The sequence below is a fragment of the Bacillus cereus group sp. N12 genome (assembly GCF_016483575.1).
GTDB lineage: Bacteria > Bacillota > Bacilli > Bacillales > Bacillaceae_G > Bacillus_A > Bacillus_A toyonensis.
In genome coordinates, this window is record NZ_JAEHBO010000053.1 from 18,402 (window position 1) to 38,170 (window position 19,769).

Below are 19,769 nucleotides of genomic sequence, written 5' to 3' on the forward strand. Positions count from 1 at the left end.
TTGAAAAGAATCTTACTAATAGAAGATGAAGTAAGTATTGCAGAATTACAGCGAGATTATTTAGAAATTAGTGATTTTCAAGTTGATGTAGAGCATTCTGGAGAAATAGGCTTACAAATGGCTCTGCAAGAAGACTATGATTTAATTATTTTAGATATTATGCTTCCGAAAATGAATGGATTCGAAATTTGTAAACAAATACGTGCTATAAAAGATATTCCGATTTTACTTGTTTCAGCTAAAAAAGAAGATATAGATAAAATTCGCGGACTCGGATTAGGAGCGGATGATTATATAACGAAACCGTTTAGCCCAAGTGAATTAGTCGCAAGGGTAAAGGCACATATTTCTCGTTATGAAAGATTATCAGGAAATGTAAGTAAGCAACGTGATACGTTATATATTCATGGAATCTCTATCGATCAACGAGCGAGGAAAGTTTTTATAAACAATGAAGAAATCGCGTTTACAACGAAGGAATTTGATTTATTAACATTCTTTGTAACGCACCCAAACCAAGTATTAAATAAAGAACAGTTATTTGAACGTATTTGGGGATTAGATTCTGCTGGCGATTTAGCTACTGTTGTCGTTCACATTAGAAAGTTACGTGAAAAAATTGAAAGAGATCCTGCCCACCCGCAATATATTGAAACGGTATGGGGAGCTGGTTATCGTTTTAATGTGTAGTAAACCTGTCAAAGTGTTGACAGGTTTTTTATATGCGTAATAGTGTATTACACTTATGATTTGAATTTGAAAGGGAATATTAGGTAATTCGTGTTAAAATATAAAGAGAAATAAAACGCAGGATGGTTTGAGAGGAAGTGTTAGGTTTTGGTGGATGTATGAAAGAATATTAAATCAAACAAGGCTTTAAAGATTGGGACTAATATCATACTTATTTTATTAATTATTGGTGCAATACAAATGTTTTATGATAAAGATTATACAAATGACCATTTAGGTGGATTATTTTTGGTGGCTTTTTGGATGGTTAGAAGTATGTTTGGTATTACGATCAGCGTAAAAGAAGGAGATAAAAAGTCAGTATTTATTGATTTAGGTTTAGTCCTTTTTTCTTTTTATCTTTTATTTTATTATAGTATGAAGTTTTTCTTCTAAAAAATAAAGCTCAAAGTCATATAGAGACTTTGAGCTTTTATTAGTACATTAGTCTGTGAATTCATATGTTATTTATTTAGATTTTTTTAATAGTAACTGAACTCAAAACTGGATTTTCCCTGTTATAACGTTTTGTAAAATTCTTGTGTGATAGAAATAAAGTGGGTAGCCTCTTCTAAAAAAGGATAATGGTTACTGTCCTCAAATGGAATAAAGATAGAATTACGTATACCCTCATGCATCTCGATAGAATATTGAATTGGGCACTGCACATCGTGTCGTCCGCACATAATAAGTGTCTTTGTTTTAATAGAAGATAAAGACTCTCTTAAATCAAATGAAGAATATTCATGAGCGAAAGCGTTCATCCGGCTGGTGGACATTGTTTTTTTGATCGGTCTACAAAAATAAAAGTTATAGTTTTCGGGTTTATACAATGATAATTTTGTTCTCTTAGTAGATAGTTCTTTCCGTTCTTCACTTGTAAGGTAAGGGCTTTTTAAGTTTTCGATGAGCTCTTGCATATAATGAAACTGTGGATGTTCTGGATGATAAATGCAAAATGGTGTTTCGGCATAGTTACTTGCTGCAGCTCCTGCTACGACTAATGATTGTAAGGAATTCGGATATGTAATCGCATACAAAATTCCAAGCATACCACCTGTTGAATGACCGGCGAAATGCCATGTTGGAAGTTGTAATGCTTCTCGTATTGCTTCTAAGTCGTGGATTGTTTCAATCATGCTTAATTCGTTTTCTGACTGGGCGGTTACAGAGCTACCGGCATCTCGTAAATTAATGAGAAATACACGATGCGTAGCAGTAAAAACATCCGCGAAGTAATCACCAGTTTCATTAAATTGTGAATAATGGTGTGTAATACAAAGCGGTTCACCATTCCCTTTTGTAAAGAGTTCAAATGTACCACGTTTCGTGCGGAGCATTTGTCGTTTCCACATAATATCACGACCTTTTCTCATAAAAGTTGGGCCAGGCTGTTATGAAATGAAAATATATCAGCGATTATTAGAATATATCGGCGCAACTCGAAATATATCAGCGATTATCAGAATATATCGGCGCAACTCGAAATATATCAGCGATTATTAAAATATATCGACTTACTGACAGAAATCGACAATAAATAAAAGGAGGCTATTAAAAAACGAGCCTCCTTTTCGTTTAGTACAAAGATTTTGTCATATTATTCCGAATAATTTCAAGGGATTTCGCTACAGTTAATGCATTCTTTTCTTCAATTTCTGGTTTACGGGGGATAGGTTTATACATGTTGTCTGGATCTTCCCATGTGAGGGGAAGTTCTGTTTCTGCTTGTCCTTTCCAAGCGTCAATCCATTCTGGAGGAAGATAACCTGAGATGTTTTGGATGTTGTTCATTTCGAGCCAAATGAGTGCCCACGCTCTTGGGACGACGCGCCAGTGGTCATAGCCACCGCCGCCGACAGCGATCCAGCGACCGTTGCAATATTCATTAGCGATTTCGCGAGCGAGCTTCGGTATTTCACGGTAAATATTCATCGTTGCACAAAGGTGTGTAAGTGGATCGTAATAATGCGCATCTGCACCGTTTTGCGTTAAAATAATATCCGGTTTAAAGTATGCGGCAACTTCTTTTACGACAGTTCGATATGATTCTAGAAACGATTCATCTTCTGTAAAAGCATCGAGTGGAACGTTAAAAGAATAACTATAGCCATTACCTTGTCCACGTTCATTTACAGCGCCAGTTCCAGGGAATAAATAACGTCCGGTTTCGTGTAATGAAATGGTGCATACGCTAGGGTCATCATAAAACGACCACTGTACGCCATCACCGTGATGAGCGTCTGTATCAATATATAAAACACGTAAACCGTATTTCTTCTGAATATATTTCATTGCGATGGAGCTATCGTTATAAATACAAAAGCCAGATGCTTTACCACGGAAGCCATGATGTAAGCCGCCTCCTAAGTTAAGCGCGTGTTTTACTTTTCCAGAAAGAACAGCATCGACAGCTGTTAACGTACCACCAACGAGCAATGCACTTGCTTCGTGCATATTTGAGAACATCGGTGTGTCTTCTGTTCCGAGTCCATATGTCATCGCAATTGATTTTTCTAACTTTCCTTCTCCAGCACGTTTTACCGCATGTATGTACTCCTCTGTATGAACGTAGGCAATCTCTTCATCTGTAGCCATCCGTGGTGAGATGATTTGAGAGGGAGAGATGAAACCGCCCTTTTGTAATAAATCATACGTAAGTGTGACGCGCAGTTGGTTAAAAGGATGATCAGGGCTAAATGAATAGCCCCGAAAGTCATCCGAATAAATAAACGCGCTACTCATGCTTGCATCCCCATGATGTTTGGCCATAATACGCGGTAGCCTTCTGCTTCAAGTGCATCAATCACTTTTAGCGGATTCATCGTTTGAATGCGGAAAACGAGTACTTTATCATTCTCATCTTTTGCTGGGTAGACGAGAACGCTCACGATATTGATTTGTAACTCACTAAAAATGGCAACGACTTTTCCAAGAATACCAGGTTCGTTTTTTACTTGAATTTCAATTTGCGAACTTGGTTGATGTGCTCCTGTTAATTTTACTAACGTGTGCAGTACAGTAGATTCAGAAATAATTCCAACTAACTTACCAGCCTTTGTAACAGGAAGGCAGCCAATTTTATTTTCAAAAAATAAAGTAGCAATTTCCTCAACGAAATCGAGAGGATGGCAAGTCATAACAGGATGTTTCATAATAAGTTCGAGCGGTTGCTTCAGCATATTGAGTGAAACTGGTTCATCTAAAATAGACGGACTTGCATCTCTTACATCCCGATCAGAAATAATGCCTACGACGTGATTATTTTGATCGACAATTGGAATGTGCCGAATTCCTTTCGTGCGTATCGTTCGGATTGCTGTTTCGATTGTATCGTTTGGATGTAGTGTAACTACATTTTGATTCATAATTTCTTCTACAATCATTCCAGTTGCCCCCTTTATTAATACATAAAACGATTGTGAAAACGTAGACGGTCAAATGCTTGAATAGAATCCGTATCAACCCGTTTACCGATGCGGACCATTAAACAGTTGGCGGGATGTGAACAAATTTCAGGATCGTCTGTAGCCATCCATTGTAACCCACCGGCATTCATCATCTTTTCCATTACTTTTCGGTATTCCCACACATTCAATCCTGTTTGTTTCAAATCCCAGTGCCAATAATATTCAGTCGTCAATATAATGTAATCTTCCATATAATCGTCCATCATAGACACTTCTAATAAGTTCTTTCCGACAGAGGACCCTCGGAAGGCTGGGACTACTTCAATTGCCCCAAGCTCAATTAAGTTTTCCATTTTTCCTTCTGACCATCGTTCAAGTGGATCAGGATATAAATATGTAACATATCCAACAATCATTTGGTCATGTCTAGCAATAATGAGTCGAGCTTCTGGTAATTTAGAAATTTCGACAATTGCTTTATATTGCTGCTCGGCAGGACGAAACGCAATTAAATCTGGATGGAATTCATACATTTCAAGATTATGGGTAGAGACAGGACCTTCAATAATTAAAGTGCCTTTCGCTGTTTTCAAGTTTCTAGCATTATATATTTTTTTATGAATCAATGTATTGCTCACCACCTTGAGGGTTTGTGAATCTATTAATATCGTACTTTATAATATATGCGATGTGAATCGAATTTTGTCATTAAAAATTTGTCTAAAAATCAACAAATATACTGAAAATTTTAAATAATGTCTTTATAATAGATAATAGAATACATAGGAGGGGGATGTAAAGTATGAAAGTAGAAACGCTTCCTGTCATTAAAGGAGAAAATAATTTGCCGAATTATGAAGAGGCATACGCGAATTTTAACTGGGAAGAGGTTAATAAAAATTTTACTTGGAATGAGACAGGCCGAGTAAATATGGCGTATGAAGCAATTGATAAGCATGCGAAATCTGATCGAAAAAATAAAGTAGCCCTTTATTATCAAGATGGATCGCGAAAAGAGAAATATACATTTAAGGAAATGAAGGATTTTTCTAATAAAGCAGGAAACGTCCTAAAAAATTATGGCGATGTTGAAAAAGGCGATCGCGTTTTTATTTTTATGCCACGTTCTCCAGAATTATATTTCGCGCTTTTAGGTGCAGTGAAATTAGGAGCAATTGTTGGACCGCTATTTGAAGCATTTATGGAAGGCGCAGTTCGTGATCGTTTAGAAGATAGCGAAGCAAAGGTGTTAATTACAACTCCTGAATTGTTAGAGCGTATACCATTAAATGATTTACCAGCTTTAAAAACAGTCTTTCTTGTTGGAGATAATGTAGAAGAAGGCGGTAAAACAGTAGCGTTCAATCCTTTATTTGAACAAGCTTCAAAAGAATTACATATCGAATGGTTAGGCCGCGAAGACGGTTTAATTCTTCACTATACGTCTGGTTCTACTGGTAAGCCGAAAGGTGTTCTCCATGCGCAAAATGCAATGGTTCAGCACTATCAAACGGCGAAATGGGTATTAGATTTAAAAGAAGATGACGTATATTGGTGTACTGCTGACCCGGGCTGGGTAACGGGAACTGCTTACGGCATTTTTGCACCGTGGTTAGTCGGAGCATCAAATGTTATTTTAGGTGGACGATTTAGTCCAGATGCATGGTATGAAGCACTGCAAGATTACGGTGTAACAGTTTGGTATAGTGCACCGACAGCGTTCCGTATGTTAATGGGAGCTGGACAAGATGCAATTAAAAAATACGACTTATCACAAGTACGCCACGTATTAAGCGTAGGTGAGCCTTTAAATCCAGAAGTAATTCGCTGGGGTATGAATGCATTTGGACTTCGTATTCATGATACGTGGTGGATGACAGAAACAGGTGGACAAGTTATTTGTAACTATCCGTGTATGGAAATCCGTCCAGGTTCAATGGGTAAACCAATTCCAGGTGTGAAAGCAGCGATTGTTGATAATGAAGGAAATGAAGTGCCTCCATACACAATGGGTAACTTAGCAATTGGTAAAGGTTGGCCAGCTATGATGCGTGGAATCTGGAATAACCAGCAAAAATATGAGTCATACTTTATGCCGGGAGACTGGTATGTATCAGGTGATTCAGCTTATATGGATGAAGACGGATACTTCTGGTTCCAAGGACGTATTGACGATGTAATTATGACGTCAGGTGAGCGAGTTGGACCGTTTGAAGTAGAAAGTAAACTAATCGAGCATGCTGCTGTTGCAGAAGCTGGTGTAATTGGTATTCCTGATCCGGTGCGTGGCGAAATTATTAAAGCGTTTATCGCACTTCGAGCAGGATACGAACCATCTGATGAATTAAAAGAAGAAATTCGTCAATTTGTAAAAAAAGGCCTAGCAGCTCATGCAGCGCCAAGACAAATTGAATTTAGAGATAAATTACCGAAAACGAGAAGTGGTAAAATTATGCGCCGCGTATTAAAAGCGTGGGAGTTAAACTTACCAACAGGTGACTTATCAACGATGGAAGATTAAGAGAGAAAGGTCTGAACGAAAAATGTTCAGGCCTTTCTTTTTTATGATATCATGAACTTATATATATAAGTTGAAGGGGATAGTATGATGAAAACAGAAAAAGAAAAGATGATACTAGGAGAAATGTACATACCGGCTGATCCAGTTTTAGTACAAGAAAGAGAGCAAGCACGTATATTAACGAGAAAATTAAATGATACGCCAGAAGAGCAATTGAAAGAGCGTAGCGAAATCGTAAAAGAATTATTCGGAACGACAGGAGATAATATTCATCTTGAATCTTCTTTTAGATGTGATTACGGCTATAACATTCATGTCGGCGAAAATTTTTACGCGAACTTTGACTGTACGATTTTAGACGTATGCCCGGTAACAATCGGAGTGAACTGTATGTTAGCTCCAGGTGTTCACATTTATACAGCAACGCACCCACTCGATCCAATTGAGCGTATAAGCGGATCAGAATACGGAAAACCAGTTACAATTGGCGATAACGTATGGATTGGCGGAAGAGCAATTATTAATCCAGGTGTAACAATTGGAGACAATGCGGTGATTGCATCTGGTGCTGTCGTAACGAAAGATGTGCCTAATAATGTAGTAGTTGGCGGGAATCCTGCAAAGATTATAAAAAAACTAAAATAATATTTGAACGAAGTGCCTTCCTCGTCTGTATACATTTATGAAAGAATAGATGAGGGAGGCTTTTATATGTCTAATAAATTACTCTTTGTGACGTTGTAAAGGATTGACAAGAAGAGAAATCCTGCCCTTATTTGACACGCCTATATAAATGATGGTATAAAGAAAAGTATATGAATAATTGAGCGTGGAAAGGGAGAAGTAGTGATCATTTCCCTGTTTTAGAGAGCTGATGGCCGGTGAAAATCAGCACATAGATGATCGCGAATTACGCCCCTAGAGCATCTTTTTTCGATTGAATTGTATTCAAAAGGGAAAAGACGGTGCTAAGCCGTTATGTAAATAAGGTGGTAGGCTTTTTTTGCCTGCAACTAGGGTGGTAACGCGATAATCAAAATCGTCCCTTATTTGAAGGGGCGATTTTTTTATGTTTTCAACCTTCACGCCAGTAATGAACTTAAAGGAGAGTATGTAGGATATGGGTATTTTACAAGATCTTGAATTTCGCGGTCTAATTAATCAGCAAACAGATGCTGAGGGCCTTGAGCAATTATTAGAAAAAGAAAGCGTTAAATTATACTGTGGTTTCGACCCGACAGCGGATAGCTTACACATCGGTCATATGTTACCAGTATTAATGTTACGTCGTTTCCAATTAGCTGGTCATCAACCAATCGCACTTGTTGGCGGTGGTACTGGTATGATCGGTGACCCAAGTGGTAAAAAAGCAGAGCGTACATTAAATACGAAAGATACAGTTGCTTACTACACAGAAAGCATTAAAAACCAACTTTCAAACTTCTTAGAGTTCGAAAACGTGGAAAACCCAGCAACAATGGCTAATAACTATGATTGGCTTGGTAACTTAGATGTCATTTCATTCTTACGCGATATCGGTAAAAACTTCGGTTTAAACTATATGTTAGCAAAAGATACAGTAGCATCTCGTTTAGAGACGGGTATTTCATTCACTGAGTTTAGTTACATGATCTTACAATCATACGACTTCTTAAACTTATACCAACACCATAATTGCCGCCTACAAATCGGTGGTAGTGACCAATGGGGTAACATTACAGCTGGTCTTGAATTAATCCGTAAATCAGAAGAAGATGCGAAAGCATTCGGTTTAACAATTCCACTTGTTACAAAATCTGACGGTACGAAGTTTGGTAAAACAGAAGGCGGCGCAATCTGGTTAGACCCAGAGAAAACAACTCCTTACGAGTTCTACCAATTCTGGATTAACACAGATGACCGCGACGTTGTTAAATACTTAAAATACTTCACATTCTTATCTCATGAAGAAATTCTTGAGCTTGAAAAGCAAGTAGCTGAAGCGCCAGAAAAACGTGCAGCACAAAAAGCGTTAGGTTCTGAAATGACAAAACTTGTTCACGGTGAAGAAGCATTAGAGCAAGCAATTAAAATTTCAGCTGCACTATTCAGCGGTTCTGTAGCAGAACTGACTGCAAGCGAAATCGAACAAGGATTCAAAGACGTACCATCTGTAGAACGTACTGCAGAAGATACAGTATTAATCGACTTACTTGTAGAAAGCAAAATTTCTCCATCTAAACGTCAAGCACGTGAAGATGTAACGAACGGTGCAATCTACGTAAACGGTGAGCGTACACAAGCATTAGACTATGTTGTAACAGAAAACGACCGCATCGAAGGTAAATTCACAATCATTCGCCGCGGTAAGAAGAAATATTTCTTAATTCGTTACTAATCAGAAACGAATATAAAACAAATAGTACCCCGGATTGTAGGCTGAAAGGTTTATGATTCGGGGTTTTTATGTATGAATTTAGATTACCTTACGAGTTCTTGTAAATAGAATATGAAGAATTAATACGAGCATATAAAGTAAGCTAATGAGCATAACAATAAATGCTGTTGGATAAAATTTTGCTGCATATATAAAGAAATCGATTTGATAAATATCTTGGTAATTTGAAACGGCGCCTTTAAAGTAATTCGTGAACTTAGCGCTATATTTCCATTCATCAGGATAATCTATTAAATTACTCCCCTGATACCAACTCATAAGTGCTGAAGTAATAAACAACATACATGAACTGCCAAATTGAACCATTTGGTTTATTGTCAAAAAGAATCAACCTCCTATTTTATGGTTATTATAGCGTGCATTCGTATGCCTGTAACCTTTTTGTTCTAATCTCCTTTTCGAGTTCATACGGAAATCACATGTAAGCGGTATGATAAACGTATAACAAATAGAAAGGAGTGGTAAAACGAAATGTCACTAGAAGCGCTCATTATTTTTTCTTTGCTAAATGCGGGTCAGCTTGCAGAGAATTCGAAGGTTGATATACATAAAGAGCAAAAAGATGCTTATGTATATGTTCAAAAAGAGGAAAATAAATAATTTTATTTTATATATAAATGACAAAAAGCCAATCCAGAGGATTGGCTTTTTGTCATTGTGTTGGAAAAAGAGGGGAAATCCCTCTTTTTAAACATTAGCTAAAATCTGATCATAGCATGAAATAATAAGTGGTTCCAAATCTTTTAAATCATTAACATTATCAATGAAAATTCTACTTACTCCCTGTGATTTTGGGGCTTGCTCAACAACGAAATTAGGGCATAGCTGTTTAGTAGCTTCTAGATCTAGTCTTACAACTAAGGATTTTGCATCTCCATCAAGGAAGAGACGTATAAACCATTTTGTGATTACACGATTCATGATGCAAAAATAACTAATAGTATCTTTATATTTGAGGTCACTGATGTCTCTTTGATTTTCAGTTAATATTTCTTTAACAATGTTAAAGGCAGTCAGTTCATCTTCGGTAGTGAAAACTCTATCTGTTTTGTCTTCTTTGCTAATGTCTTCCATTATTTCGGCAGAAGCGGCTGCAACTAGGCTTGTTTCTATTTTCTCCGTTATTTTTGTTTCTTTTGGTGTTAAACCATCACTGATTATTTCTAATAGTGTTCGATTAATTGCTTTTTTAACAATTGGTCGGAACCGCTCTAAAACGTTATTTGTAATTCTAGTTGAGCTGAAGTCTTTAATTAGAAAACGAAGGAAGTCATCTGAAGGATTTTTAAATAACTCTTTAATTGTGGAGTTTAAATTGGTCATATAAATAAGTTCTTCGGCATATTTTACGATCTCTTCAGCTTCAAAATTCTCTTTTGTAAAAGTTTCAATCGTTTCAATATCTAAATTACTTAAATTATCCATACTGAATGTGAAGAAAGGTTTTTCATCCATTACATTGTCATTTGTTAAATCAGTATAAAATTTGTATTCTATACCATTAGTTAGTACCCCTACTTTCACATCAGGTAAGGCATTGAAATACCTAGATAGTTGCGCATCGTGTTTAAGGAGGTTTTCTGTTACAGGTTTTGCCTCAATTAAAATAATTGGAACTCCATTTTTGAAAACCGCATAATCGACTTTTTCCCCCTTTTTAGTTCCAAAGTCTGCAATATACTCAGGTCTAACTTCTAAAGGGCTAAAAACGTCATAACCTAGCTTTTGAAGAAAAGGAATAATTAAGGATTGCTTGGTCATTTCTTCATTAGTTATGTACTCTTTTCGTTCTAAAATTTGGTTAGCTATTTTGTTTATGTCATTTCTGAATTCCATATCAACGTCTCCTCGTTATAAAGTTTAAAAATCCTTAATATTAATACTGTTATTTAAAAATTCATAATATAACATAAGTTATGTATGGAAATAGGAAGGTTATTTTTTTATTTGAATTAGATTAGATAAAACATATTTGTTTTAGGTGGGGGTATAGAGTATTGGGATTTTTATGTTACGTGGGATATAAAAAATTATGGTGAGAATTGAAAAAAGCCAATCCACAGGATTGGCTTTTTGTCATTAACGAGAGTAGAACTCTACGATTAATGCTTCGTTGATTTCAGCTGCTAACTCAGAACGCTCAGCGTGACGAGTGTAAGTAGCTTCTAATTTATCAGCATCGAAAGTTAAGTATTCTGGTACGAAGTTGTTAACTTCGATCGCTTCTTTAACAACAACAAGGCTGTTAGATTTTTCGCGAACGCTGATAGTTTGACCAGGTTTAACGCGGTAAGATGGGATATCTACGCGAGCGCCATCAACCATGATGTGACCGTGGTTTACTAATTGGCGAGCTGCACGACGAGTGCGAGCTAAGCCCATACGGTAAACTAAGTTGTCAAGACGAGCTTCAAGAAGGATCATGAAGTTTTCGCCGTGCTTACCAGGCATTTTACCTGCTTGGTCAAATGTGCGACGGAATTGACGCTCAGTCATGCCGTACATGTGACGAAGTTTTTGTTTCTCTTGTAATTGTAAACCGTATTCTGAAAGTTTCTTACGTTGGTTAGGACCGTGAGGACCTGGTGCGTAAGGGCGTTTTTCTAATTCTTTTCCTGTGCCGCTTAGAGAGATTCCAAGACGACGAGACAGTTTCCAAGCTGGACCTGTATAACGAGCCATAGTTGACTCCTCCTTTAAAAATGTTTTTATTTACGTAAAATAAAAACAGACGTAATCGATATTTACGGGCATTTTGTTTTCATGTACCTTCGCTCCAGCAGCAGGGAGTTACGAGATACACCTCCGTAGAGGAACAAAATACAAACGATAAACTCACATTACAAGGCTGCCTTTTTATTTTACACAAACGCTATTATATCTTTTACCCAGAGTTTCGTCAAGCGAGTACGTTTTTGTTTTATGCATATAAATTTTGGAAATTAATATAAGAAGGAATTTAAAACAATATAAAAGAAGAGATAGAAACACAAATAAAACGCTTACATAAAATGTAGTAAAAACATTCATCAGTTTTTTAATGGTGAATATGCGGGATAAAAACATAAAGGGGATGTTTTTATGAAAAAGAAGCATATGGAGACAGCGTTAATTCATCACGGTTATACATCTGAGGAACATAAAGGAAGTTTAACACCACCGTTATTTCAAACGTCTACATTTACATTTGAGACTGCGCAGCAAGGAGAGGCGAGTTTTGCGGGAGTAGATCCGTCTTATATTTACTCAAGACTTGGAAATCCAACTGTAAAATTATTTGAAGAGCGCATGGCTGTGTTAGAAGGGGGAGAAGAAGCACTTGCTTTCGGATCCGGAATGGCAGCTATTTCAGCAACGTTAATTGGCTTTCTAAAAGCTGGAGATCATATTATTTGTTCAAACGGATTATATGGGTGCACGTACGGATTTTTAGAAGTGTTAGAAGAGAAATTTATGATTACACATTCGTTTTGTGATATGGAGACAGAGACTGATATTGAAAATAAGATTCGCCCAAATACAAAGCTCATTTTCGTTGAAACACCGATTAATCCAACGATGAAATTAATCGATTTAAAACAAGTGATTCGAGTTGCGAAGCGAAATGGCCTACTCGTCATTGTTGATAATACGTTTTGTTCACCTTATTTACAAAGACCGCTTGAGCTTGGTTGTGACGCAGTTGTGCATAGTGCGACAAAATATATTGGTGGCCATGGTGATGTTGTGGCGGGTGTAACGATTTGTAAAACGAAAGTGTTAGCTGAAAAAATTCGTCCGATGCGAAAAGATATCGGTGGTATTATGGCACCGTTTGATGCGTGGTTATTATTACGCGGATTAAAGACGTTAGCAGTAAGAATGGATCGTCATTGTGATAATGCAGAAAAAATTGTATCGTTCCTAAAAAATCATGATGTAGTAGAAGGGGTTTGGTACCCAGAAGGGGAGTTAGCATCTCGCCAAATGAAACGGGGCGGTGGCGTTATTTCTTTTTCTGTCAAAGGCGGGAAAGAGGAAACGCAAGCGTTTATCAATGACCTTCACTTTATTACGATCGCGGTAAGTTTAGGTGATACAGAAACGTTAATTCAGCATCCAGCAACGATGACGCATGCTGGGATTCCAGCGGAACTAAGAAAAGAAATGGGTATTTTCGATAATTTAATACGTTTATCTGTCGGTTTAGAATCGTGGGAGGATATCGTTTCTGATTTGGAGCAAGCGTTAAAGAAAATATCTACTGTTAGTAATCAATAAAAAAGAGTGAGCTATCGGTTTCGTACATGACGTACTTAATCGATAACTCACTCTTTTTCTTATATATGTTTTAACAGTGTTTCCACAAACTTTTCTAAATAGTGCTGATCTACTTCATCGAAACGATTTTTTTCAGGACTATCAATATCCAGTACACCAATGACATTTCCGTCTTTTATAATCGGTACAACGATTTCCGAATTAGAGGCACTATCGCAAGCGATATGTCCTGGGAATTGGTGAACGTCCGCTACAAGTTGCGTTGTTTTCGTTTCAGCTGCTACGCCGCAAACGCCGCGCCCAAATGGAATACGTACGCATGCTGGCATTCCTTGGAATGGCCCGAGAACGAGCTGATTTCCTTCTGTTACATAAAAGCCAATCCAATTAACGCAATCTAAAAATTGGTTTAATAATGCGGACGCATTTGATAAGTTTGCGACTACGTTTAATTCGCCAGTTAATAATGCATCCAGTTGTTTAATTACTGTCTCATACTGCTTTTCACGAGAACCTGCATAACTTTCTTTTGTAAACATGGAAACAACTCCCTTTTTATCGAGATGTGTAAAATATTAGCAAAATACGATGTATTTCACATGACTTTGTCGATAGAAAATTAAAGGAATTTGTCTTAAAAGTCAAGAAATTTAAACTATAGCTGTTCAGTGAGAGGAAGTGAGCGCATGAAGCAGACGAAACAAAAAGTAATTGATGCGGCAATATCGTTGTTTAATACGAAAGGTTATGACGGGACATCAGTGCGAGACATTGCAAAGCGAGCGGATGTGAATGTAGCGAATATTTCATACTATTTTGCTGGAAAGCAAGGCCTATTAGAGCAGCTTATTACTGATTTTTTAGAAGGATATATTCATGTGATTGAAACGTCCTTTGAACAGAGAGAGTATTTGTCGGCTAAAGATGTGATGGTGCAAATGGTGCGCGGGATTTTACGATATCAATTTGAAAATAGGGAACTGACACGTTTTTTTTATAGAGAGCTTTCACTTGATACGACATTAATTCGTGAAGTGATGACCGTTTATTTTTCTAAAGAAAGATATTATATCGAACAAATCATTAGAGAAGGACAAATGAAGAAAGAGTTTAGAAAGGTATCTTTTACAATGTTTATGACGCAATTAAAAGGCATGATAAATATGCCGTTTTTATATCCACAGTATATATCAGAAGTATTACATTCATTTCCATCCGAAACATTTTTCTTAGAAATGTATACGAAGGAAATTGAGCAATGGATGGAACAAGCATTATGTAAAACGAATATGTATCAGGAATGGCCAAGAGCTGTTCATATGTGAAAAATCCCCACCTAACGAACCGAGGTGGGGATTTTTGTAGTTTCTTTTCTTTTCCATAAATTGTTACATAATAGCGCAATAATTGTTAATGAGGCTCCGGCAAGTTCGATTTTGTCGACCGTATAACCTCGAAATATGGAACCGATAAGTGCAAGGACAGGAACTAAATTCATAAATAATATGCCGTTAATAGATGAAATATAGCGATTCCCCATATTCCAGCAAAACACAGCGATAACACCTGCAATAATCGACATATAAAAGAGTTCAAAACGAACGCTCACAATTGTGCGTAATGATGGTACAGTAATGACGTTTGTGTAAGTTAATAAAGTGACAATAACGATGAGTGACATTGAACCGAACAAACAAGTTAACGTTGTATATCGAAGTGGTGACCAAGATTGAAAACGAGCACCGCCATTTGTATAAATGACCCAGCAAGTAACGCCGCATAACATCAATATATTCGTAGATAAGTGACTTGCAGCTCCAAATAATAAGTGAATATTTCCTTTTGAAATGACAAGCATAACACCGAGTAATGCAACGAACATACAAAGAAAAGTGTAGTTTTGTGGACGCTTATTTTTTGTTATCCATTGTAATGATAAGGCAATTAGTGGCATGAGAGACTGAATCATCGCTGCATGGATTGCTCCAGAAGGTCCGGCAAGTTGTTGTCCGTAGAAAACGAGAAAACCATATCCAGCGAAACCGACTGTTCCGTAAAAAAATAAAGAAAGTGTTCGTTTTTCTAAGCGGAGCGAATGTGTCCCTTCAGTGATTAATAGCAAAATAAGAAAAATAATAGCTGCAGATCCGTAGCGAATAGTTGTGAAAAAGAACGGATCGATAAATTGTAAGGCATTTGCCATTACAGGAAACATAAATCCCCAGGCAGTTACGGCAAGTAAGCATAGGAGGGATCCGAAGAGCATTTGTTTTTTGTTCAAGAGTACCATTCTCCTTTACATTTCGTTATAGTAAGTTGATGAAATAAGTATAAAGAGTAATGATTTATAGAAGGAAATATCGATTTTTTATAACAGTTATAACTTTTTGTTAGAGGTGTATATGATGGATTTAGAGGCAGTACGATCGTTTATGGAAGTAAAGCATACGCGCAGTTTATCAAAGGCAAGTAAGCTTTTACATATTTCACAACCAGCGCTTAGTAAACAAATTCAAAGATTAGAAGCGGATTTAGAGGTTACTTTACTCAAGCGTTCGGCTCAAGGAGTGGAGTTAACAGAGGCTGGTGAGATATTTATAGCAAGAATGTTACCGATTTTGGAACAAATACATGAAGTGAAAACGGAGATGAAGAAGTATCAAGAGAAACGGAGAATTTCGATAGGTATATTGCCAAGTTTAGCAGCGCATTACATATCGAAATGCAAAGATATATTAGGTGATGGATTCGAAATAGAATGGAAAATTGAGCATACGAAAGTATTAATGGAATTGTTTAAAGAGCGGAAGGTTGAAGCGATGTTCATTGATTCAGTAGTAGAAGGCGCTACATATATAAAAGAAATGCGGGAGGAAAAAATTGTTTGTGTAGTTTCAAATGATCATCCTTATAAAGAGAAAACAATAATCCGAATGGAAGGTTTGGAACATGAGAAATTAATTGTGTACCCAGAAATATGTGATGTAAGGAAAATGATTATGAACATGTTTCAAGGTATAGGTGCGAAACCAATCATTGCGTTTGAAACTTCTTATGCAGAACCGATGCTTGCGATGGTCGGAGCTGGACTTGGCATCACTTTACTTCCAGAAATGTCAGTGGAGCAAGCGGTAAAGCAGGGGAATGTGCATGTGATTTCTGTTGAACCCCCACTCATGCGCAAAATCTATTTCGTATCTCATATGAAAGAGTGCCCGTTATGGCAATCATTTGAGGATAGGTAGTGAAGCGGGCGGAAGATTAAGAAAGATTACAATTGCATTTAAAGAAACATGAAATTTTAAAAAAAACTAGGTCAAAAACACGTCATTACATGGTATGATTAGTACATTGTTAGTTGTTAAATATAGGGGAATTCCCTTTTTATACATAATGCCTTCCATTTCATAAACGGAACGGACAAAAAAAGAGATATAACTAGGAGGCTTTTTTGCATGGATTCTATCCTGACGATCGTTATCATTGTAGTAAGCTCTATTCTAGTGCTGCTCATGATAGAGCTTGTGATAAGAAATCGTTCATATAAAGATATTGAAGCACTGGAGCAGTGGAAACAAGAAATAAAAGATAAACCTGTAGCAGATGAACTAAAGCGAGTAAAAGATTTGAACATGACAGGTCAAACAGAAGAACTGTTTGGTAAATGGCGTGAAGAGTGGGATGAAATCGTATCAACAACTCTTCCAAAAGCTGAAAAAGATTTAGGGCAAGCGCGAAAATTCGCCTCGCAATTCTCCTTCCGCAAAGCAAAGCATGCGATGAACGAATCCATAAGTGGTTTAGATGACGCTGATAATCGTATTACAGACATTTTAAATGAATTACAGCAACTGTTAGAAAGCCATGAAAAAAATAGTTCGGAAATTGAAGGGCTACGTGATACATATCGTAGTATGAAAAAGAGTGTTCTTGCTCATCGACACATGTATGGAGCAGCTGAGCAGAGAATTGAAGAGATGCTAGATGCCGAATCTAATAAATTTAATAGTTTTGAAGAAGCAACAAATAATGGCGACTATTTAAAAGCGAGAGAAATTGTTATTAGTTTGGAAGAAGGTTTAGCTAATTTAGAAATCATTATTCACCAAATTCCAGATTTATTGGTAGAGTGTCAAGCAACGTTACCAGTTCAACTGGAAGATTTATTACACGGACATAATGATATGGTAAGACAAGGTTATGTATTAGATTACTTGGAAATCCCTAAAGAAGTCCGCGATATGACGACACAACTACAAACATGTTTAATGGATATACAGGAGCTTCATATAACGGAAGCGGCTGAAAAAGTAGAAAAATTAAAAACTCGTTTAGACGGTTTTTATGATCAACTAGAACAAGAAGTGCATGCGAGACATTATGTAGAGCAAAAAACACTTTCTGTTTATGAAGATTTAGAAGAACTTCGTGAAGAAACAATTGAAACGAAAGCAGAAACGCAACTTGTGAAACAAAGCTATCAGTTACAAGATAAGGATATTGAGTCTCAAAAAGTAATTGAAAAGCAAATGCACATTTTAATGAAACGTTTTGAAGTGATGCAATTACGCGTTGCTGAACAAGATATTGCATTCTCTATAATTCGTGAGGAACTAGAAGAGGTTTATGAGCAATGTGAAACTTTAAAAGTACTTCATGCAGAATATAAAGAAATGCTACAAACGATGCGTAAAGAAGAATTTGAAGCGCGTGAGAAGTTGCAGGAAATGCGCAATACAATTTTTGAAACGAAACGCTTTATGCAAAAGTCGAATTTGCCAGGTCTTCCAGAGAGTATTATGGAAGATTTACAAAGAGGGCAAATGGCAATGCAAGCTGTATATGAGCAATTAGAAATAAAACCGCTAAATATGCATGCTGTAAATAGCAGTTTAGAAGAAGCATACACAACTGTTAACGGTGTAGCTGAAATGACAGAAGAGTTAATTGGACAAGCGTATTTAGTTGAAAAATTAATTCAATACGGAAACCGTTACCGCAGTCATGATGAAAATCTTGCAGAAAGCTTAAATTATGCAGAGAAATTATTCCGTGAATATCAATACGATGCAGCTTTAGAACAAGCGGCTTCTGTACTAGAGCAACTTGAACCTGGCGTTGTTCAAAAAATAGCTGAATATGTAGACAATGAACAAACCCTTTCATAAAGGGTTTGTTTTTTTGTGTAATTTTGAAGGCGATGTTGCTATAATGAATAGCGGAATACAGTAAGGTTATTCGTTTCAAAATAAAGTGAAACTGTAATCAGTGGGCATTTCCACTACTTATTAGCCTTCACCAATCGGGATAAAATGGAACCTTTGTGTAGTCTTAGCGTAATTACACGTATTTATGATATGATTATATGATGTGATAGCGCTGAAAGGGGAAGAACGATGATCTATTTTGATAATAGTGCGACGACGAAGCCATATCCAGAAGCTCTTCAATCGTACGTAACGGTTGCTGGGAAATATTTTGGAAATCCTTCTTCTATTCATTCGCTTGGAGGAGAGGCAGAGCGTCTATTAACACAATCAAGAACGATTGCAGCGCAGCTTCTTCACGTAAAACCTTCTGAAATTATTTTCACATCGGGTGGAACGGAAGGGAATAACCTTGCGATTAAAGGGATAGCGATGAGGAATCGTTCGCGCGGCAAACATATCATTACAACAAATATTGAACACGCGTCTGTGTTTGAGGCATATAAGCAATTAGAAGAACTCGGGTTTGATGTAACATATTTACCGGTTAACGAGCATGGTGTTGTATCGGTAGAGGATGTGAAGCGAGTGCTTCGTGAAGATACAATTCTTGTTTCAATTATTCATGTGAACAACGAAACTGGAGCAATTCAGCCTGTTGCTGAAATTGGAACGTTATTATCGAATTATCCGAAAATAAGATTCCATGTGGACCATGTACAAGGGATAGGAAAAGTACCGCTTAATTTATATGCTTCTCATATTGACCTTTGCTCAATATCTGGACATAAATTCCATAGTGTAAAAGGAACAGGTCTTCTTTACGTGCGTGATGGCGTAAGATTAGATCCGATTTTATCAGGTGGTCAACAAGAGCTTAAGTATCGCTCTGGTACAGAGAACTTACCTGGCATTGTAGCGATGGTGAAAGCACTTCGCATGACAATGGAACAAGTGAAAGAAAAGATAGCTCATTTGCAAAGTTTACAAACAGAGCTTGTACGTTTCTTTAAAGAAATGGAAGATGTAACAATTAATACGTCGCTTGCATATGCAGCACCACACATTGTAAATGTGTCGTTTGTCGGTTTAAAACCGGAAGTGGTCGTTCATGCTTTAGAAGAACACGGTGTATATGTATCAACGAAGTCTGCTTGTTCTTCAAAAGCCAATGAAGTGAGCAGAGTGTTAGTGTCAATGGGAGT

Annotated in this window: 20 protein-coding genes and 1 other annotated feature; of the genes, 11 read left to right on the forward strand and 9 right to left on the reverse strand. The window is 37.0% G+C overall.

The genetic code is table 11. The features are described 5' to 3' along the window. Positions 1-690 (forward strand): response regulator transcription factor, encoded by a 690-nt coding sequence (locus tag JDS92_RS20680; RefSeq protein WP_002039721.1) that lies wholly within the window; start codon positions 1-3, stop codon positions 688-690. A 168-nt stretch (positions 691-858) separates the two neighbouring features. Then, a complete protein-coding gene (locus tag JDS92_RS20685) occupies positions 859-1,125 on the forward strand; it encodes a hypothetical protein (RefSeq protein WP_033665756.1) in 267 nt (88 codons plus the stop codon). A 122-nt stretch (positions 1,126-1,247) separates the two neighbouring features. Here the strand turns inward: JDS92_RS20685 and JDS92_RS20690 are convergent, their stop codons facing one another. From JDS92_RS20690 to acuA, 4 genes are all read right to left on the reverse strand, one after another. Beyond that, positions 1,248-2,105, reverse strand: a complete 858-nt coding sequence (locus JDS92_RS20690; RefSeq protein ID WP_142345877.1) for an alpha/beta fold hydrolase — start codon at positions 2,103-2,105, stop codon at positions 1,248-1,250. A gap of 202 nt (positions 2,106-2,307) precedes the next feature. Next, positions 2,308-3,474, reverse strand: coding sequence for an acetoin utilization protein AcuC (acuC, locus tag JDS92_RS20695; protein WP_000092816.1), 1,167 nt, complete (start codon positions 3,472-3,474; stop codon positions 2,308-2,310). Next, positions 3,471-4,115 carry an acetoin utilization AcuB family protein gene (locus JDS92_RS20700; protein ID WP_199632450.1) on the reverse strand — a complete coding sequence of 215 codons (645 nt, stop codon included), beginning with the start codon at positions 4,113-4,115 and terminating at the stop codon, positions 3,471-3,473. Before JDS92_RS20700 ends, acuC begins: the two co-directional genes overlap by 4 nt. A 17-nt stretch (positions 4,116-4,132) precedes the next feature. Continuing rightward, positions 4,133-4,765, reverse strand: a complete 633-nt coding sequence (acuA, locus tag JDS92_RS20705) for an acetoin utilization protein acetyltransferase AcuA (protein WP_098711742.1) — start codon at positions 4,763-4,765, stop codon at positions 4,133-4,135. A gap of 176 nt (positions 4,766-4,941) precedes the next feature. Here acuA and acsA point away from each other — a divergent pair, with 176 nt between their 5' ends. The 3 genes from acsA (at position 4,942) to tyrS (ending at position 9,037) form a co-directional block, all read left to right on the forward strand. After that, positions 4,942-6,660, forward strand: coding sequence for an acetate--CoA ligase (gene acsA, locus JDS92_RS20710; protein ID WP_000862062.1), 1,719 nt, complete (start codon positions 4,942-4,944; stop codon positions 6,658-6,660). Positions 6,661-6,744: 84 nt separating this feature from the next. Further along, on the forward strand, positions 6,745-7,305 hold the full coding sequence (locus JDS92_RS20715; RefSeq protein WP_016099034.1) for a maltose acetyltransferase domain-containing protein: 561 nt from the start codon (positions 6,745-6,747) through the stop codon (positions 7,303-7,305). Positions 7,306-7,481: 176 nt separating this feature from the next. Beyond that, positions 7,482-7,710, forward strand: a binding site (T-box leader). Between the two features lie 70 nt (positions 7,711-7,780). After that, positions 7,781-9,037 carry a tyrosine--tRNA ligase gene (tyrS, locus tag JDS92_RS20720; protein WP_095690134.1) on the forward strand — a complete coding sequence of 419 codons (1,257 nt, stop codon included), beginning with the start codon at positions 7,781-7,783 and terminating at the stop codon, positions 9,035-9,037. 78 nt (positions 9,038-9,115) lie between these two features. Here the strand turns inward: tyrS and JDS92_RS20725 are convergent, their stop codons facing one another. Then, positions 9,116-9,418, reverse strand: coding sequence for a YjdJ family protein (locus tag JDS92_RS20725; protein ID WP_098911637.1), 303 nt, complete (start codon positions 9,416-9,418; stop codon positions 9,116-9,118). A 150-nt stretch (positions 9,419-9,568) separates the two neighbouring features. Here JDS92_RS20725 and JDS92_RS20730 point away from each other — a divergent pair, with 150 nt between their 5' ends. Continuing rightward, positions 9,569-9,697: a hypothetical protein gene (locus tag JDS92_RS20730; RefSeq protein ID WP_000050940.1), complete on the forward strand. Its 129-nt coding sequence runs from the start codon at positions 9,569-9,571 to the stop codon at positions 9,695-9,697. 87 nt (positions 9,698-9,784) lie between these two features. Here JDS92_RS20730 and JDS92_RS20735 read toward each other — a convergent pair whose 3' ends face one another. Beyond that, positions 9,785-10,933 carry a type I restriction endonuclease gene (locus JDS92_RS20735; RefSeq protein WP_000395707.1) on the reverse strand — a complete coding sequence of 383 codons (1,149 nt, stop codon included), beginning with the start codon at positions 10,931-10,933 and terminating at the stop codon, positions 9,785-9,787. Between the two features lie 243 nt (positions 10,934-11,176). Beyond that, a complete protein-coding gene (gene rpsD / locus JDS92_RS20740) occupies positions 11,177-11,779 on the reverse strand; it encodes a 30S ribosomal protein S4 (RefSeq protein ID WP_000135316.1) in 603 nt (200 codons plus the stop codon). A 399-nt stretch (positions 11,780-12,178) separates the two neighbouring features. On the opposite strand from rpsD, the gene megL reads away from it, so the two are divergent. Beyond that, entirely contained in the window at positions 12,179-13,357 is a 1,179-nt protein-coding gene (megL, locus tag JDS92_RS20745) for a methionine gamma-lyase (RefSeq protein ID WP_097959237.1), read from the forward strand. 59 nt (positions 13,358-13,416) lie between these two features. Here megL and JDS92_RS20750 read toward each other — a convergent pair whose 3' ends face one another. After that, complete coding sequence (locus tag JDS92_RS20750; protein ID WP_199632451.1) at positions 13,417-13,896, reverse strand: GAF domain-containing protein; 480 nt, start codon at positions 13,894-13,896, stop codon at positions 13,417-13,419. 147 nt (positions 13,897-14,043) lie between these two features. Between JDS92_RS20750 and refZ the strand changes: the two genes are divergently transcribed. Further along, positions 14,044-14,682: a forespore capture DNA-binding protein RefZ gene (refZ, locus tag JDS92_RS20755; protein ID WP_000814925.1), complete on the forward strand. Its 639-nt coding sequence runs from the start codon at positions 14,044-14,046 to the stop codon at positions 14,680-14,682. An 11-nt stretch (positions 14,683-14,693) separates the two neighbouring features. On the opposite strand, the gene JDS92_RS20760 is transcribed toward refZ, so the two are convergent. Continuing rightward, a complete protein-coding gene (locus JDS92_RS20760) occupies positions 14,694-15,638 on the reverse strand; it encodes a DMT family transporter (protein WP_199632452.1) in 945 nt (314 codons plus the stop codon). 124 nt (positions 15,639-15,762) lie between these two features. Between JDS92_RS20760 and JDS92_RS20765 the strand changes: the two genes are divergently transcribed. The 3 genes from JDS92_RS20765 to JDS92_RS20775 all read left to right on the forward strand — a co-directional run. Continuing rightward, positions 15,763-16,602, forward strand: a complete 840-nt coding sequence (locus JDS92_RS20765) for a LysR family transcriptional regulator (RefSeq protein WP_199632454.1) — start codon at positions 15,763-15,765, stop codon at positions 16,600-16,602. A gap of 210 nt (positions 16,603-16,812) precedes the next feature. Then, entirely contained in the window at positions 16,813-18,525 is a 1,713-nt protein-coding gene (gene ezrA / locus JDS92_RS20770) for a septation ring formation regulator EzrA (RefSeq protein WP_000377321.1), read from the forward strand. A gap of 228 nt (positions 18,526-18,753) precedes the next feature. Next, the coding region (locus JDS92_RS20775) for a cysteine desulfurase family protein (RefSeq protein WP_199632453.1) at positions 18,754-19,769 on the forward strand (1,016 nt) is incomplete at its 3' end.